The following is a 13,431-nucleotide window of genomic DNA, read 5'->3' as shown; positions in this document are numbered from 1 at the left end:
TGCAGTTTTGTCGCGCAATCGCTAGAATGGCGACCTTTGCGAAGTTCTGGAGTTTCCCCCCCATGCGCACCTTTCGGTTGGTGATTTCTTGCCCTGACCGCGTTGGCATCGTTGCCAAAGTCAGTAACTTTCTAGCCTCCCACAACGGTTGGATCACCGAAGCGAGCCACCACTCGGACAATCTCAGTGGCTGGTTTTTCATGCGCCACGAGATTCGTGCCGATTCACTGCCCTTTGGCCTGGAGGCTTTTCGCGAGGCCTTTGCGCCGATCGCCGAAGAGTTCTCGATGGACTGGCGCATTACCGATACCGCCGAGAAAAAGCGCGTGGTACTGATGGCCAGCCGCGAATCCCACTGCCTGGCCGACTTGCTGCACCGCTGGCACAGCGATGAGCTGGATTGCCAGATCGCCTGCGTGATTTCCAACCACGATGATCTGCGCAGCATGGTCGAGTGGCACGGCATTCCTTATTACCACGTGCCGGTCAACCCGCAGGACAAGGAGCCGGCCTTCGCCGAGGTGTCGCGCCTGGTCAAGCAGCACGACGCCGAAGTGGTGGTGCTGGCGCGCTACATGCAGATCCTGCCGCCGGAGCTGTGCAGCGAGTACGCGCACAAGGTGATCAACATCCACCACAGCTTCCTGCCATCCTTTGTCGGTGCCAAGCCTTACCATCAGGCCTCGCTGCGCGGTGTGAAGCTGATCGGCGCAACCTGCCACTACGTCACCGAGGAACTGGACGCCGGTCCTATCATCGAGCAGGACGTGGTGCGGGTCAGCCACAGCGACAGCATCGAGGACATGGTGCGTTTCGGTCGTGACGTGGAGAAAATGGTCCTGGCCCGCGGCCTGCGCTATCACCTGGAAGACCGCGTGCTGGTGCATGGCAACAAGACTGTGGTGTTCTGATTGAAAAAAAACCAGGCGCGGGGGTTCAATACCCCGCTCCTGGTTTTGCACATCACGAGGTCAGCCCGATGACCGATCCACTGGATAAAGCCACGTCCAAGGCACCCGCCACCCTCGGCGAAGGTTGCCTGAGCCGTTATGACCCCGATGAGTTGAGCCCTGACGACGGCACCGATTTTCCCGATGCCGCGCAGTTGTGGGAGCAATTGCAGCAGGAACCCCAGGCGCCATCCCGGCCCAAGCCTGCTTGAGCCTGCCGCCGGCTAGCCGGCGACAGGGCGTTGGGCGCTTTCAGATCCTGAAACTGCCCACCAGTTGCTTCAAGCGTGCTGCCTGCTGCTCCAGATCGGAGCAGGCCCGCAAGGTAGCCTGGAGGTTTTCCACGCCTTCCTGATTCAGCGTATTGATCTCGGTAATGTCCATATTGATGGACTCCACCACCGAGGTCTGCTCCTCGGTCGCCGTGGCCACCGACTGGTTCATGCCGTCAATCTCGCCTATGCGCTGGGTCACGCTGTTGAGTCGTTCCCCGGCCTGGTTGGCGATTTCCACGCTGTCCTGGCTGTGGCGCTGGCTGTTGCTCATGGTGCTCACCGATTCGCGGGCGCCCACTTGCAGCTCCTCGATCATGCCCTGCACTTGCTGCGCCGACTCCTGGGTGCGGTGCGCCAGGTTGCGCACTTCATCGGCAACCACGGCAAAGCCGCGTCCTGCCTCGCCGGCCCGGGCCGCTTCGATGGCCGCGTTGAGGGCCAGCAGGTTGGTCTGCTGGGAAATGCTGGTGATCACTTCGAGGATCTGCCCGATGTTCACGGTCTTGCTGTTGAGGGTTTCGATGTTGCTGCTGGAGGCGCTGATCATGTCCGACAGTTGGTTCATCGCCTGAATGCTGCGATCCACCACTTGCTGGCCGTCTTCGGCGAGGTTGCGCGCATCGCTGGCCTGTTGCGAAGCCTGGGCGGCATTGCGGGCGATTTCCTGGGCGGCGGCCCCGAGCTGATTGATGGCGGCGGCCACGCTGTTGGTGCGGCTGGCCTGCTCGTCGGAGTTGAGCATCGACGAGTTGGAGGCGCTGACCACGCGCAGGGCGACTTCGTTGACGTGCTCGGTGGCCGAGGACACTTCGCGGATCGAGCCGTGGATGCGTTCGACGAAACGGTTGAAGGCGGTGCCGAGGATGCCGAACTCGTCCTGGTTATGGATGTTCAGGCGTCGAGTCAGGTCGCCTTCGCCATCGGCGATGTCCTGCATGGCCCGGGTCATCACGTGCAGCGGCTGCATCAGCAGGCGGATCAGCAGGCCCAGCAGGGCAATGGTCAGGGCCACGGCCGTCAGGGTGGCGATGATCGCCGAGGTGCGGAACTCGCTGAGCATGGCGAAAGCCTTGTCCTTGTCCACGGACAGGCCGATGTACCAGTTCACCGAGGACAGGCCCTTGATCTGGGTGAAGGTGACAATGCGCGGCTTGCCATCGACAGTGATCTCGCTGAGTTCACTGCTGATCTTGGGGGTGTCCTGGGGGTAGACGTCCTTGAGGGTCTTCATCACCAGGTTCTTGTCCGGATGCACCAGGATCTTGCCGTCGGCGCTGATCAGGAAGGCGTAGCCCATGCCGTCGAAGTCCAGGGCATTGATGCTGTCGGTGATTACTTGCAGGCTCAGGTCGCCGCCGACCACACCGATCCTCTGGCCGGCCTTGATCACGCTGTCGACGATGGAGATCACCAACTGGCCGGACGCCAGGTCGATATAGGGTTCGGTCAGGGCCGAGCCGCTGCTGCTTTCGGCACTCTTGTACCAGGGGCGGGCGCGAGGATCGTAGCCATCCGGCATCTTGCTGTTGGGACGGATGATGAAGGTGCCGTCATTGTTGCCCAGGTAGGCCCCCATGAAGGTCGAGCTGACGGATTTCTGTTCCAGCAGGTTGCTGACATTCGCAGGGTCCGTGTTGAGGGCCACCGACTGGGAGATGTTCTCGATCAGCAGGGCGCGACCGGCGAGCCAGGTCTGAATATTTTTTGCCGTGACGTCGCCCATTTCCTGAAGATAGTTGTCCAGATCATCACGAATGGCGTTGCGTTGCAGGTAATCGTTGTAGAGCGTGAATAGTGCAAATGCAGCTATGACGATCAGCGAGGCGGCAAGCAGGATCTTGTGGCTGAAGCGCAGATTTTTGTTCATGGCTTGGGGTGTCCGCTAAGGTCTTTGAGTCCAGGGCATCGGGTTGGAAAACGCACAGAAGGGCGGTGTTATAAGTAAGCTGATATCTCCATCTATCCCACGGGAATTACCTGACCTTTATTTCAGATACTTCTGATCCATCATTTATTCATATCGACCGTGTAAGGCCAAAGATTAACCAGGGGTGACAAAATGCCTGACTCATCGCAACTCGTAATCGGTGCCGGCCTCGATGGCCTGCCGATCGCCCAGGCCATGCGCCTGGCCAACCGCCACGGTCTGGTGGCGGGCGCCACGGGCACCGGCAAGACCGTCACCCTGCAGCGCCTTGCAGAAGCCTTCAGTGATGCCGGGGTGGCGGTATTTGCCGCAGACATCAAAGGCGACCTCTGTGGGCTGGGTGCTGCGGGCAACCCCCAGGGCAAGGTTGCCGATCGGATCGCCGGCATGCCCTGGCTCAAGCATCAACCGCAGGCCTATCCGGTGACCCTGTGGGATGTCCATGGGCAAAGCGGTCATCCTCTGCGCACCACCCTGAGCGAAATGGGCCCGCTGCTGCTGGGCAGTTTGCTGGAACTCACCGACAGCCAGCAGTCGGCGCTCTATGCGGCGTTCAAGGTGGCTGATCGCGAAGGCCTGTTGCTGCTCGACCTGAAGGACCTCAAGGCGCTGCTCAACCACCTCAAGGACAACCCGCAGCTGCTCGGGGACGATGCTGCGTTGATGACTACCGGCTCCAGCCAGGCGCTGTTGCGGCGCCTGGCGACCCTGGAGCAGCAGGGCGCCGAAGCATTGTTCGGTGAGCCGGCGTTGCAGCTGGAGGACATTCTGCAGCCGGCCGCCGATGGTCGTGGGCGGATTCATCTGCTCGATGCCAGCCGCCTGGTGCATGAGGCGCCGAAAGTCTATGCGACCTTCCTTTTATGGCTGCTGGCCGAGCTGTTCGAGCAACTGCCGGAGCGGGGCGATGCGGACAAGCCGCTGCTTGCGCTGTTCTTCGACGAAGCGCACCTGCTGTTCGCCGGTACTCCCAAGGCCTTGCAGGACCGGCTGGAGCAGGTGGTGCGGCTGATTCGCTCCAAAGGTGTGGGGGTGTATTTCGTTACCCAGTCGCCCGGGGACCTGCCGGACAATGTCCTGGCTCAATTGGGATTGCGTATCCAGCATGGCTTGCGGGCCTTTACTGCCAAGGAACAGAAGTCCCTGCGCGCCGTGGCGGATGGTTTCCGTCCCAACCCCGCCTTCGATGCGCTGGCGGTACTGACCGAGCTGGGCATCGGCGAAGCGCTGGTGGGCACCTTGCAGGACAAGGGCACGCCAGAAATGGTCCAGCGGGTACTGGTGGCGCCGCCGCAGTCGCGGATCGGGCCGCTGACCGAGGCCGAGCGCCAGGCCCTGATCGCCAGTTCGCCGCTGCTGGGGCGCTATGACAAACCGATCGACCGCGAATCAGCCTATGAAGTGTTGCTGGGGCGCAAGGAGCTGGCACCGCAGGATCAGCAGCCTTCTGGCAAAGCAGCGGCTGAAGAGCCCAGCCTGGCCGACCGGGCGGGTGAGTTCCTTGGCACGGCTGCCGGGCAGGCATTGAAGTCGGCCATGCGCCAGGCGGCTAATCAATTGGGACGGCAACTGGTGCGGGGCTTGATGGGTTCCCTGCTCGGCGGCAGCAAGCGGCGCTGAAGCACAGGCTTGAGTCAGCCCCGCGGTTTGGCGTGGCTGGCCAGGCGCTCCAGGGCCGCGCGCAGGTTGGGATCGGTGATGCCCTCTGCGGTGGCCTGGATGGTTTCAGCGGCGTTGTTGGACAGGTCCATGGTGTGTCCCGCGGCCCCTTGCTGGACCGTCGGCGGCTGGACCTTGAACAGGATGCGCGTCAGGTTGCTGAACTCGTTGAACTCCAGCAATTGACGTTGCAGGCGCTTTTGCTGATAGCGCAGGCGCGTTGCCCAGTGCCCGTCGGTGACGATCAGCAGCAGGCTGCCTTCACGCCAGGAAGCAACGTGGCAATGTTCGCGAGCGGCCGGCTGCAGCTGGCTTTCCAGCAGGCGCTGCAGATGTGCCAGGCGCTGGGCGTGGCCGAGTATGGCTTTCAGAGGCTTGGCTTCGCGAAGAAGAACGGCGGGAGCGCGTGCCGTAAGGGGGCGAAATGCCATGATCAGAAACCTGAAGTTACAGAGGCGCCATGGTAGCAGAAAGCGCCCGCCACGCCGGTGCCATCGCTTGTTCGTACTTTGATCAATTTCTAGTTCTTTGCTGATCGTAATCATTAACTTCTGTGGTCAATGGGCTTGAAGTTCAGCGAAAAGCCCTTATTTTAGGTGAGCCCCGTCACAGCGCTGTGCCAGCATCGTGGAATAACGCCACTTTCCTCACCATCGTTTCCGGGTAGAATGCTCGTTCGCATGCGGCCATGAGGGCTGCTCGGGCGACTCACGGGGCCGCCCTCCAACCCTATGTGTGGAAGATCCTGCCGATATGTTTGCGCCTTTGTTAAAGAAACTTTTTGGAAGCAAGAACGAGCGTGAAGTCAAACGCATGCTCAAGACGGTACAGATCGTCAATGCCTTCGAAGAGCAAATGGTGGCCCTTTCGGACGATCAATTGCGTGCCAAGACTGCCGAGTTCAAGGCCCGTATCGCCAAGGGTGAAACCCTCGACAAACTGCTTCCCGAAGCCTTCGCGGTCGCCCGTGAAGCCGGTAAGCGGATCATGGGAATGCGCCACTTCGATGTGCAGCTGATCGGCGGCATGACCTTGCATGAAGGCAAGATCGCCGAGATGCGCACCGGTGAGGGCAAGACCCTGGTAGCGACCCTGGGTGTGTACCTCAACGCGCTGTCCGGCAAGGGCGTGCACGTGGTGACCGTGAACGACTACCTGGCTCGCCGCGACGCCAACTGGATGCGCCCGCTGTACGAATTCCTCGGCCTGAGCGTCGGCGTGGTCACGCCGTTCCAGCCGCCTGAAGAGAAACGTGCTGCCTACGCCGCCGACATCACCTACGGCACCAACAACGAATTCGGTTTCGACTACCTGCGCGACAACATGGCTTTCAGCATGGAAGACAAGTTCCAGCGCGAGCTCAATTTTGCCGTGATCGACGAAGTCGACTCGATCCTCATCGACGAAGCCCGTACTCCGTTGATCATTTCCGGCCAGGCTGAGGACAGCTCCCGCCTGTACACCGAGATCAACAAGCTGATCCCGCGCCTGGAACAGCACATCGAGGAAGTGGAAGGCCAGGTCACCAAGGCCGGTCACTTCACTGTCGACGAGAAGACCCGCCAGGTCGAGCTCAACGAAGCCGGTCACCAGTTCATCGAAGAAATGCTGACCCAGGTCGGCCTGCTGGCTGAAGGCGAAAGCCTGTACTCGGCGCACAACCTGGGCCTGTTGACCCACGTTTACGCCGGCCTGCGTGCGCACAAGCTGTTCAACCGCAACGTTGAATACATCGTCCAGGATGGGCAGGTGGTCCTGGTGGACGAACACACCGGTCGTACCATGCCCGGTCGCCGCTTGTCCGAAGGCCTGCACCAGGCCATCGAAGCCAAGGAAAACCTCAATATCCAGGCCGAGAGCCAGACCCTGGCCTCGACCACCTTCCAGAACTACTTCCGTCTGTACACCAAGCTGTCCGGCATGACCGGCACCGCCGACACCGAAGCCTTCGAGTTCCATCAGATCTACGGTCTGCAGGTGATGGTGATTCCGCCGAACAAGCCGCTGGCCCGTAAGGACTACAACGACCTGGTGTTCCTGACCGCGGACGAGAAATACGCCGCGATCATCAACGACATCAAGGAATGCATGACCCAGGGCCGTCCGGTGCTGGTAGGCACCGCGACCATCGAAACGTCCGAGCACATGTCCAACCTGCTCAACAAGGAAGGCATCGAGCACAAGGTCCTGAACGCCAAGTTCCACGAAAAGGAAGCGGAAATCATTGCCCAGGCCGGTCGCCCGGGCGCCCTGACCATCGCCACCAACATGGCCGGTCGTGGTACCGACATCCTGTTGGGCGGCAACTGGGAAGTGGAAGTGGCTTCCCTGGAGAACCCGACTCCGGAGCAGATCGCCCAGATCAAGGCCGACTGGCAGAAGCGCCACCAGCAAGTGCTGGAGTCCGGTGGCCTGCAGGTGATCGCTTCCGAGCGCCATGAGTCCCGTCGTATCGACAACCAGCTGCGTGGCCGTGCCGGCCGCCAGGGCGACGCCGGTTCCAGCCGCTTCTACCTGTCCCTGGAAGACAGCCTGATGCGTATCTTCGCCTCTGACCGGGTGAAGAACTTCATGAAGGCCCTGGGCATGCAGTCCGGCGAGGCGATCGAGCACCGCATGGTGACCAACGCCATCGAGAAGGCCCAGCGCAAGGTCGAAGGCCGCAACTTCGACATCCGCAAGCAGTTGCTGGAGTTCGACGACGTCAACAACGAGCAGCGTAAAGTGATCTATCACATGCGCAACACCTTGTTGGCCGCGGACAACATTGGCGAAACCATCGCCGACTTCCGCCAGGACGTGCTCAACGCTACCGTCAGCGCCCACATCCCGCCGCAATCGCTGCCTGAGCAGTGGGACGTGGCAGGCCTGGAAGAAGCCATCCAGAGCGGCTTCGGTGTCAGCCTGCCGATCCAGCAATGGCTCGACGAAGACGATCACCTGTACGAGGAAACCCTGCGCGAGAAGCTGCTCAACGAGCTGATCGCCGCGTACAACGAGAAAGAAGACCAGGCCGGTGCCGAAGCCCTGCGCACTTTCGAGAAGCAGATTGTTCTGCGGGTACTGGACGACCTGTGGAAAGACCACCTGTCGACCATGGACCACCTGCGTCACGGTATTCACCTGCGTGGTTACGCGCAGAAGAACCCGAAGCAGGAGTACAAGCGCGAATCCTTCACCCTGTTCTCCGAGTTGCTCGACTCCATCAAGCGCGACTCGATCCGCGTGCTGTCCCACGTCCAGGTGCGTCGCGAAGACCCGGCCGAGGAAGAGGCTCGCCTGCGTCAGGAAGCCGAGGCTCTGGCCCAGCGCATGCAGTTCGAACACGCCGAGGCACCGGGGCTGGATCAGCCGGAAGCCCTGGAAGAGGGCGTCGAGGTCGATGTGGCCCTGGCCACCGCGCCAGTGCGCAACGAGCAGAAGCTTGGCCGCAATGAACTGTGCTACTGCGGTTCGGGCAAGAAGTACAAACACTGTCACGGCCAGATCAACTAAGATCCCCGCCAGACACTGAAACACCCGCGCCGTGACGGCATCAGCCGTCGCGGCGTTTTTCCATTTGCGGCACCGTCTTTTGAGACGACGGTGCAGACACCTGATAAGAGGAGCGCATTCATGGCTGTTGGTCTTGGTCCTTTGCCTACGTTGCACCCGGTTGCCGGCTTCGAGCTCGGTATCGCTTCGGCCGGCATCAAGCGCCCGGGGCGCAAGGATGTGGTGGTCATGCGTTGTGCCGAAGGCTCCACGGTGGCGGGGGTGTTCACCCTCAACGCGTTCTGCGCCGCACCGGTGATTCTGGCCAAGCAGCGGGTACAAGGCCCGGTGCGGTATCTGCTGACCAACACCGGTAACGCCAACGCCGGCACTGGTGAGCCGGGCCTGGCCGCGGCGTCCCGCACCTGCGCCAAGCTGGCGGAGCTGACCGGCGTCGATGCCAGCGCCGTGCTGCCTTACTCCACCGGGGTGATCGGCGAGCCATTGCCGGTAGAGAAAATCGAAGGCGCTCTGCAAGCTGCGCTGGACGACCTGTCCGTGGACAACTGGGCTGCCGCCGCCACTGGCATCATGACCACCGATACCCTGCCCAAGGGCGCCAGCCGCCAGTTCCAGCATGATGGCGTGACCATCACCGTGACCGGCATCAGCAAGGGCGCGGGGATGATCCGCCCGAACATGGCAACCATGCTCGGCTACATCGCCACTGACGCCAAAGTCTCCCGCGAAGTGCTGCAGAACCTGTTGCTGGACGGTGCCAACAAGTCCTTCAACCGCATCACCATCGACGGCGACACGTCGACCAACGACTGCTGCATGCTGATCGCCACGGGGCAGGCCAAGCTGCCGGAAATCACCAAGGCCGAGGGCCCGCTGTTCGCTGCCCTGAAGCAGGCGGTGTTCGAGGTGTGCATGGAAGTGGCCCAGGCCATCGTCCGCGACGGTGAGGGCGCGACCAAGTTCGTCACTGTGGAAGTCAACGGCGGGGCTACTTGCCAGGAGTGCCTGGACGTGGGCTACACCGTGGCTCACTCGCCACTGATCAAGACCGCGCTGTTCGCTTCGGACCCGAACTGGGGCCGCATCCTGGCAGCAGTAGGTCGTGCCGGGGTGCCGGACCTGGATGTCAGCAAGATCGACGTGTTCCTCGGTGAAGTCTGCATTGCCAGCCGTGGCGCCCGTGCTGCCAGCTACACCGAAGCCCAGGGCGCGGCGGTGATGCAGCAGGAAGAAATCACCATCCGCATCGAACTGGGCCGTGGCGCGTGCAGCGAAACCATCTGGACCACCGACCTGTCTCACGAATACGTGAAGATCAACGCGGAATACCGCACCTAAGAACCTCGCCGGCGTTGCCGCTCCTGCTGTAGGAGCCGGCTTGCCGGCGAAGCGCAGATCCAACGCCCGGCCCGCAAGGGCCTGGCCAACATGCCTGAGCAGAGGAAGTAGTGCGGTGAAACGAGTACATGTGGCTGCGGCCGTTATCCGGGATGCCAGCGGCAAGATCCTGATTGCCCGGCGTGCCGATACTCAACATCAAGGTGGCCTGTGGGAGTTCCCCGGCGGCAAGGTCGAGCCCGGGGAGGCGGTCGAAGCCGCACTGGCCCGCGAGCTACAGGAAGAACTGGGCATCGCCGTCACCGCAGCGCGCCCGCTGATCAAGGTGCAGCACGATTATCCGGACAAGCAGGTACTGCTGGATGTCTGGGAAGTCTCGGCGTTCAGCGGTGAGCCTCACGGCGCCGAAGGGCAACCTCTGGCCTGGGCCGCTGCGCGTGAGCTGGCCGACTATGAGTTCCCCGCGGCCAATCAGCCGATTGTCGCTGCCGCGCGTCTGCCAGCCCAATACCTGATCACCCCGGAAGGCCTGGAAACCCCGACCCTGCTGCGAGGCATGCAAAAAGCCGTGGCCCAGGGCTGCAAGCTGATTCAACTGCGGGCTCCCGGCGGCTACGACCCGCAATACCGCGACCTGGCGGTGGATGCGGTGGGCCTGTGCGCCGGCAAGGCGCAACTGATGCTCAAGGGGCCCTTCGAATGGCTGGGGGATTTCCCCTCGGCGGGCTGGCACATAACAGCGGCGCAACTGCGCAAGTACGCCAGCGCCGGGCGGCCGTTCGGCAAGGATCGCTGGTTGGCGGCTTCTTGCCATAACGCCGAGGAGCTGTCCCTGGCCCAGCAGATGGACGTGGACTTCGTGACCTTGTCTCCGGTACAGCCCACCCAGACCCATCCGGATGCACAGCCATTGGGCTGGCAACAGGCCGAGCAACTGATCAGCGGTTTCAACAAGCCGGTGTATCTGCTGGGTGGCGTGGGGCCCGCCGAATGCCAGCAGGCCTGGGCAGCGGGTGCTCAAGGTGTAGCGGGTATCCGCGCCTTCTGGCCGCAGGATTGAAGACATCCTCAATGGCAGCCTGGGCCCAGGTCTGCGGGAGCAGGCTTGCCTGAGAGGCATCGTCGGGCGCTTGCAGGCCCTTTCGCCCGCAAGCCGCGTGGTCAGGGCTTGGCGGCGGCCTGCCAGAGGATTTCGGCAATGCCCTGGCGCTTGGCGATCAGTCGGGCGGCGACAAACAGCAGGTCCGACAGGCGATTGATGTAGGCCAGCCCAACCCCTTGCAAAGGCTCAACGGCATTCAGGTGCTGACAGCGACGCTCGGCGCTGCGGGCCAGGCTGCGGCAGACATGGGCCTGGGCGATCAGCGCCGAGCCGCCGGGCAGGATGAAGTTCTCCAGCGGGCCCAACTCCTCGTTCCACAGATCGATGGCCGCCTCCAGGCGCTGTACTTCGGCCTCGTTGAGGGCCTGATAGACCGGCATCGCCAGCTCGCCACCCAGGTCGAACAACCGATGCTGACAGGGAGCCAGCACTGTGATCACTTCCTCGAGCCCGGGGCAGGCACCGCTCTGCTCACCGAGGCCTGCCAGTAGCAGGCCCAATTGGCTGTTCAGGGTATCAACCTCGCCAATGGCTTCGACCCGAGGGTGATCCTTGGGCACCCGACGGCCATCCCCCAGTCCGGTTTCGCCTTTGTCGCCAGTGCGGGTGTAGATCTTCGACAAGCGAAAGCCCATGTTCAATTCTCCAGTGGTAACGGTTCTTGGACCAGCGGCTGGCTGCTGGCCAGGGGCAGGCGCAAGGTGAAGCAAGTGCCCTGCCCGCGAGTGGACTGCACCTCCATCTGCCCCTTGTGGTTATTGGTGATGATGAAGTACGACACCGACAGGCCGAGCCCGGTGCCCTGGCCGATTTCCTTGGTGGTGAAGAAGGGCTCGAAGGTACGCTTGCGCACGTTTTCGCTCATGCCGATTCCGTTGTCCTCCACCTGGATCTCTGCCCAGGGCGGATTCAAACGGGTACGCAGGATGATACGTCCGGGTTCGCTGTCATCTTCGCGCTGATGGATGGCCTGGGCGGCATTTTTCAGCAGGTTGAGCAGCACCTGTTCCAGTTCGTTGGCAGTGCCGGCAACCGGGCCCAGGTTCGGGTCGAACTGGCGAATGATCGCCTGGCCCTTGAAGTCGAAGCCAATGGCCAGGTCGAAGTCGTTGCTGGCGATCTCCACCGCCTGGTCGATCAGCGCCGGCAGGTCGCAGGGGGCCATCTGGCGGTTGCTGCGCCGGCTGAAGCTGAGCATGTGGGTGACGATCTTCGCCGCCCGGGCTCCGGCCTGCTGAATGCCATCGAGCAGTTGCGGCACTTCGCGGCTTTCCAGGTAGCGATTGACGGTCTGCAGTTCAACACCGATCTGCTGCGCGTGCTCAAGGTTCTTTGGCAGGTCGGCAGACAGTCGTCGGCGAATGTTCTGTACGTTGTGCAGGATCGCTCCCAGCGGGTTGTTGATCTCATGGGCCATGCCGGCCGCGAGGCCGCCCACCGAAAGCATTTTCTCCGATTGCACCATCATCTCCTCCAGGGACAGGCGCTGGGTGATGTCGTCGATACGGATCACCACCCCGCGTCCGGCGCCCCCCATCAGGGGGTAGAAGGTCAGGGCGTAGTGCTTGGGTTCTTCGTCCTTGAACCAGGTGACCCGCTCGACCTTGGTCACCGTGTGCTGTTCGACGGTTTCCTTGAGTTGCGGCAGGAACGGCTTGAGCGGTTCGAAGGCGAGGAAGATCGGCTGGTTCAGGGCTTCGTCGAGCCGGGTGCCGGACAGGGCGCTGGCTTCCTGGTTCCACTGGGTGACGTAGAGCTGTTCATCCAGAGCGATCAGCGCCGAGGGCATGGAGTCGATGATGCTGTTGAGGTAGTTCTGAAAGCCGGTGAGCTTCTTCTCGATCTTGCTGCGCACCTGGACTTCCAGTTCCAGCTTGCGGTTGGTATGGCGGGTTTCCTCCGCCAGCCCCTGGGCCTGGTCGTAGGCGGCCTGGGAGTCGTCCCGGGCGCGCTTGAGCTGCTGCTCGCGAGCTTCGATGCGCGACAGCATGGTGTTGAAGGCTTCTGCCAGGCTGCCGATTTCATCGTGGTTGCCCCGGGCTGCGCGCAGGGCGTAGTTCTCCTCGCGGGTGACCTGGCGCGACAGTTCCTCGAGCTGATGGATCGGCTGGGTGATCAGGCGCTTGATCTGCCGGGCGATGACCAGCCACAGCAGCACACTGAAGATCAGGATTCCCAGGCTGGCGGTCAGGGTGCCGGTGTAGAAGGCCATCGGCAGTTCGCTGGTGGCCACCAGCAGCAGGTGGCCGGGGGCCTGGCCCGGGCGGGGCAGGGTGATGACCTGGTTGCTGCGAAACTCGGTCATTTGCCAGGCTTCGATGTGCCGGTAGCGTTCGGGCAGCTTGAGGCGTTCGCCGTGCTGCAACTGGGCCAGGCGCTGGCCCTTGCCGTCATAGAGTGCGGCAGCCCGCAGCGGGGTATAGCTGTCGAGTTCGTTGAGCAGCTTCTCGGCATCTTCGGGGGAGTTCAGCGCCTGGATCGCCAGGGTCGGATTGGACACCAGGCGGCCAATGGTCTGCAGCGCCTGGGGCGCCATGCTTTCCTGGGAGATCCAGTAGGCCGCGCTGATAAAGGTCAGGTTGGCGACCAGCAGAACGGTGGTCAGCAGGACAAGCAGGGCGGCCAGGAGCTTTTGGCCCACTGGCAGGTTTTCGAGGCGCTGGCGCAATGGCATCGGCTATATCG

10 protein-coding genes and 1 pseudogene are annotated in these 13,431 nt (G+C 62.3%); 6 read left to right on the top strand and 5 right to left on the bottom strand.

Features of this window, described 5'->3' with window-relative positions:
* The first annotated feature begins 62 nt into the window (after window positions 1–62).
* Window positions 63–911, top strand: a complete 849-nt coding sequence (gene purU, locus AC1RCO_RS18235; protein ID WP_011063040.1) for a formyltetrahydrofolate deformylase — start codon at window positions 63–65, stop codon at window positions 909–911.
* 68 nt (window positions 912–979) lie between these two features.
* Entirely contained in the window at window positions 980–1,162 is a 183-nt protein-coding gene (locus tag AC1RCO_RS18230) for a hypothetical protein (protein ID WP_011063039.1), read from the top strand.
* A 40-nt stretch (window positions 1,163–1,202) separates the two neighbouring features.
* Here AC1RCO_RS18230 and AC1RCO_RS18225 read toward each other — a convergent pair whose 3' ends face one another.
* Together AC1RCO_RS18225 and AC1RCO_RS18220 are read right to left on the bottom strand one after the other, a co-directional pair.
* The gene (locus AC1RCO_RS18225) at window positions 1,203–1,967 is read right to left on the bottom strand and encodes a methyl-accepting chemotaxis protein (RefSeq protein WP_370059447.1); all 765 of its coding nucleotides are present in this window, start codon (window positions 1,965–1,967) and stop codon (window positions 1,203–1,205) included.
* A 93-nt stretch (window positions 1,968–2,060) separates the two neighbouring features.
* A pseudogene (locus AC1RCO_RS18220) lies at window positions 2,061–3,092 on the bottom strand (HAMP domain-containing protein); the annotation flags it as partial.
* A gap of 192 nt (window positions 3,093–3,284) precedes the next feature.
* Here AC1RCO_RS18220 and AC1RCO_RS18215 point away from each other — a divergent pair.
* On the top strand, window positions 3,285–4,772 hold the full coding sequence (locus AC1RCO_RS18215) for a helicase HerA-like domain-containing protein (protein WP_492617919.1): 1,488 nt from the start codon (window positions 3,285–3,287) through the stop codon (window positions 4,770–4,772).
* Between the two features lie 14 nt (window positions 4,773–4,786).
* Here the strand turns inward: AC1RCO_RS18215 and AC1RCO_RS18210 are convergent, their stop codons facing one another.
* Entirely contained in the window at window positions 4,787–5,242 is a 456-nt protein-coding gene (locus tag AC1RCO_RS18210) for a DUF721 domain-containing protein (RefSeq protein WP_011063036.1), read from the bottom strand.
* 322 nt (window positions 5,243–5,564) lie between these two features.
* On the opposite strand from AC1RCO_RS18210, the gene secA reads away from it, so the two are divergent.
* The 3 genes from secA to AC1RCO_RS18195 all read left to right on the top strand — a co-directional run bounded on the left by secA (window position 5,565) and on the right by AC1RCO_RS18195 (window position 10,704).
* Window positions 5,565–8,306, top strand: coding sequence for a preprotein translocase subunit SecA (gene secA, locus AC1RCO_RS18205; RefSeq protein ID WP_011063035.1), 2,742 nt, complete (start codon window positions 5,565–5,567; stop codon window positions 8,304–8,306).
* Between the two features lie 120 nt (window positions 8,307–8,426).
* A complete protein-coding gene (gene argJ / locus AC1RCO_RS18200; RefSeq protein ID WP_015636776.1) occupies window positions 8,427–9,644 on the top strand; it encodes a bifunctional glutamate N-acetyltransferase/amino-acid acetyltransferase ArgJ in 1,218 nt (405 codons plus the stop codon).
* 115 nt (window positions 9,645–9,759) lie between these two features.
* The gene (locus AC1RCO_RS18195; protein ID WP_072450811.1) at window positions 9,760–10,704 is read left to right on the top strand and encodes a Nudix family hydrolase; all 945 of its coding nucleotides are present in this window, start codon (window positions 9,760–9,762) and stop codon (window positions 10,702–10,704) included.
* Window positions 10,705–10,805: 101 nt separating this feature from the next.
* Here the strand turns inward: AC1RCO_RS18195 and AC1RCO_RS18190 are convergent, their stop codons facing one another.
* Together AC1RCO_RS18190 and AC1RCO_RS18185 are read right to left on the bottom strand one after the other, a co-directional pair.
* The gene (locus tag AC1RCO_RS18190) at window positions 10,806–11,381 is read right to left on the bottom strand and encodes a cob(I)yrinic acid a,c-diamide adenosyltransferase (protein WP_053153465.1); all 576 of its coding nucleotides are present in this window, start codon (window positions 11,379–11,381) and stop codon (window positions 10,806–10,808) included.
* 2 nt (window positions 11,382–11,383) lie between these two features.
* Entirely contained in the window at window positions 11,384–13,420 is a 2,037-nt protein-coding gene (locus AC1RCO_RS18185) for a sensor histidine kinase (protein ID WP_011063031.1), read from the bottom strand.
* Window positions 13,421–13,431 lie beyond the last annotated feature (11 nt).

It is taken from the genome of Pseudomonas sp. GW823-FHT03E05 (genome assembly GCF_058796855.1).
Note: the sequence above shows the minus strand (reverse complement) of the source record. Positions and strands in the feature narration are given on the sequence as shown.

Coding starts and splice junctions, on each gene's coding strand:
- purU (WP_011063040.1), top strand. CDS start 63: ATGCGCACCTTTCGGTTGGTGATTTCTTGCCCTGACCGCGTTGGCATC.
- AC1RCO_RS18230 (WP_011063039.1), top strand. CDS start 980: ATGACCGATCCACTGGATAAAGCCACGTCCAAGGCACCCGCCACCCTC.
- AC1RCO_RS18225 (WP_370059447.1), bottom strand. CDS start 1,967: ATGCTCAACTCCGACGAGCAGGCCAGCCGCACCAACAGCGTGGCCGCC.
- AC1RCO_RS18215 (WP_492617919.1), top strand. CDS start 3,285: ATGCCTGACTCATCGCAACTCGTAATCGGTGCCGGCCTCGATGGCCTG.
- AC1RCO_RS18210 (WP_011063036.1), bottom strand. CDS start 5,242: ATGGCATTTCGCCCCCTTACGGCACGCGCTCCCGCCGTTCTTCTTCGC.
- secA (WP_011063035.1), top strand. CDS start 5,565: ATGTTTGCGCCTTTGTTAAAGAAACTTTTTGGAAGCAAGAACGAGCGT.
- argJ (WP_015636776.1), top strand. CDS start 8,427: ATGGCTGTTGGTCTTGGTCCTTTGCCTACGTTGCACCCGGTTGCCGGC.
- AC1RCO_RS18190 (WP_053153465.1), bottom strand. CDS start 11,381: ATGGGCTTTCGCTTGTCGAAGATCTACACCCGCACTGGCGACAAAGGC.
- AC1RCO_RS18185 (WP_011063031.1), bottom strand. CDS start 13,420: ATGCCATTGCGCCAGCGCCTCGAAAACCTGCCAGTGGGCCAAAAGCTC.